At 56.5% G+C, this 2,850-nt stretch carries 3 protein-coding genes; 1 reads left to right on the forward strand and 2 read right to left on the reverse strand.

Features of this window, described 5'->3' with window-relative positions; translation table 11 throughout:
* Positions 1-313: 313 nt before the first annotated feature.
* A complete protein-coding gene (locus IOB61_RS16160) occupies positions 314-988 on the forward strand; it encodes a GAP family protein (protein ID WP_290818920.1) in 675 nt (224 codons plus the stop codon).
* A 54-nt stretch (positions 989-1,042) separates the two neighbouring features.
* Here the strand turns inward: IOB61_RS16160 and IOB61_RS16165 are convergent, their stop codons facing one another.
* Both IOB61_RS16165 and ccrA read right to left on the reverse strand, forming a co-directional pair.
* Entirely contained in the window at positions 1,043-1,903 is an 861-nt protein-coding gene (locus IOB61_RS16165; RefSeq protein ID WP_290818922.1) for a TauD/TfdA family dioxygenase, read from the reverse strand.
* Positions 1,904-1,983: 80 nt separating this feature from the next.
* The coding region (gene ccrA / locus IOB61_RS16170) for a crotonyl-CoA carboxylase/reductase (RefSeq protein ID WP_290818924.1) at positions 1,984-2,850 on the reverse strand (867 nt) is incomplete at its 5' end.

Below are 2,850 nucleotides of genomic sequence, written 5' to 3' on the forward strand. Positions count from 1 at the left end.
CTTGCGACGCAGCGAAGCTGCGCACTTGACGACCCAGATGTCGCGGCCATCCTCGATCATCCATTCTGGTGAAACAAGGTTTCCACCAAAATGGGTCCAGATGGAAATGCCACCCGCAGCGATGTCATCCTAGACGGCGCAGGCGAGCCCCAGATCTCCTCCCGTCATGTCGCTGACACACAAAGAACGCGCGAGGAAGGTGTTCTTTGCTGCAATGTCCATCAACCCTCCACATGAGTGGGCTAAGCTTGGTCACATAATGGGGTGAAACCCCGCTGAAAAACAGATCATCAAAGACACTCAGGGCACGCCGATGACATTTTTTACGGCCTTTCTTGCAATTGTTGGGTTGGGATTTCTCGACAGTCTCAATCCTTTTTCCATCATTGCCTGCGCTGTCGTGATTGCGGGGCAACAAAGCCTTGGACGGGGCCTTGCCTTCATTATCGCGACATTTCTGGTTTATTTCATCACGGGCCTTGGGCTTGTTGCGGGCTGGGCCGAGCTGGTCTTGGCCTTCAAATCTAGAATCCAGCCTTGGATGGTGTTTGCTTGTTGGTTGGTGCTGGCCTTGGGATGCCTGATCGGGGCCATCTTCTTATGGCGACGCCCACCCATGGGAGAGGGCAAGTCCGTAAAGCAGCCCAGCTCGCTGGCCCTCATCGGGGTGTTTCTGTTCGCCTTAGGCTCTACCATTTCAGATATGCCGACGGCCTTACCCTATTTCGGCGCCATTCCGATTATGGTGGCGACCGGTGCCACAATGGCGGGCCTTGTGGCTTGGCTTGCCTTTTATAGCTTGATCTACGTCAGTCCCTTGATTTTTCTCTTGTGCTACCGCCTCATCGCCTACAAGCAATTTGAGCCTTTGGTTGGCAAGATCCATGGCTTCATGGATTGGTCAATTCGGCGTTTGAGCCCCGCACTCTTGCTACCCTGTGGTGCCTGGGCCTCTTATGAAGCTGTTCGCCTCATTCCCCAGCTTTAGGCCACTATCCCGTGGGGGCCAAGCAACATGCGGTTGCCATACTCCCGCCAGTGATCAGCCCCGCGACGGGTCAAAAAAAGGTCTATCCCCCGCAATGGTCACCCGCTCCATAATGCGCACGGCAGGGAAGTAATCTGAGGCGGCATAATGTTGACAGGCGCGATTGTCCCAAAAGGCCAGCGAGCCCGGGGCCCAGCGGAAACGGCACACATGTTCGGGTACGGCGGCGAAGCTGTACAAATGCTCGAGCAGCCAGTCGCTCTCCTTTTTGGAGAGCCCCAAAATGCGGGTGGTAAAGCCTGTGTTGACATAAAGCGCGCGCTTGCCCGTCTCTGGATGGGTGCGAACAACGGGATGGACTTGGACGGGGAATTTCTCGTGCAGCTTCTCAATGTCTTGGTTGAGCCTTTTGGCAAAGACACGCGCGATATCATGCTCTGCTTCCAACGTGCAGACAAAGGCCTGCATGGCGGGGCTAAGGGCGTCATAGGCTGCATACATATCCGAAAACAGGGTGTCGCCACCGACCTCTGGCAATTCGATGGCGCGCAGAATAGAGCCCAGCGAGGGCTCTGCCCGCCATGTGACATCGGAATGCCAATTATTCTCGACCCCGCGCGAGTTTGGGCCATGGGCGATGCGCAGCACTTCGGGATCGGGCTGGTCACGCGGCGTTGCAGGGTGGACTTCAAGCGGCCCAAACCGGCGCGCAAAGGCCAAATGCTGGGCGCGCGTGATATTTTGATCGCGGAAGAAGACAACTTTGTGCGCCAGAAGGGCGGCACGAATGTCGCCAATCATGGCATCATCCAGCTCTTGGCTGAGATCAAGCCCCAGCAATTCCGCCCCAATTGTGGGCGTCAGGGGGCGGACTTCAAAGCGGGTGAACTGGCTTTTCGGCACATGGACAGTCATGGCGGCGTCTCTCCCAAATTCTCTTTTGAGAGAGATCGTATCCCGCATTTGGCTTTCGGCAAGCCTTGCCGAGGCCTGTTCTATCCCGGCACAGACTCGCTGGCTTCCAGCACGTCTTCAAAGGTGCGAAGACCGGGCTTTGGCGCGCAGACCAAGACCGCCATATTGCCGGGTAAATGCAGATTATCGAGCATTTTTTCGTGGGCGAGCGGGATATCGGCCCACTCAAACACTTCGGACATACACGGATCGATGCGGCGCTCAATCACCAATTGGTTCGCGGCACTGGCCTGTTGCAGGTTTGCAAAGTGACTGCCTTGCACGCGCTTTTGCCGCATCCACAAGAAGCGGGCATCCATGGTGAGATTAAAGCCCGTCGTGCCCGCACAAATGACCACCATGCCACCCCGTTTGGTGACGAAGACCGAAACCGGGAAGGTACTTTCGCCTGGATGCTCAAACACAATATCCACGTCGCGCTTGTCGGTGACATTCCAGATGGCTTTGCCGAACTTGCGGCATTCTTTCATATAATCGTTGAATTCAGGACCATTGACGGTGGGCAATTGGCCCCAGCAATTAAAGTCTTTCCGGTTGAGAACCGCTTTAGCTCCCATAGACAAGACATAATCGCGTTTGCTTTCATCCGAGATCACGCCAATCGCATTGGCACCCGACACCGCGCACAATTGGGTGGCAAACACGCCAAGGCCGCCGGAAGCGCCCCACACCAAAACATTCTGGCCGGGCTTCAAAACATGCGGGCGGTGGCCGAACAACATGCGGTAAGCCGTCGCCAAGGTGAGGGTGTAGCAGGCGCTTTCTTCCCACGTCAGATGCTTTGGCCGGGTCATAAGCTGGCGGGACTGCACCCGGGCAAACTGGGCAAAGGCGCCATCGGGGGTCTCATAGCCCCAGATGCGTTGGCTGGCCGAGAACATCGGGTC

The sequence above is a fragment of the Aquidulcibacter sp. genome (genome assembly GCF_020253525.1).
Taxonomy (GTDB): Bacteria; Pseudomonadota; Alphaproteobacteria; order Caulobacterales; family Aquidulcibacteraceae; genus Aquidulcibacter.

Bases quoted from the DNA above. Each gene is read 5' to 3' on its own strand.
- IOB61_RS16160 (WP_290818920.1), top strand. From the start codon at position 314: ATGACATTTTTTACGGCCTTTCTTGCAATTGTTGGGTTGGGATTTCTC.
- IOB61_RS16165 (WP_290818922.1), bottom strand. From the start codon at position 1,903: ATGACTGTCCATGTGCCGAAAAGCCAGTTCACCCGCTTTGAAGTCCGC.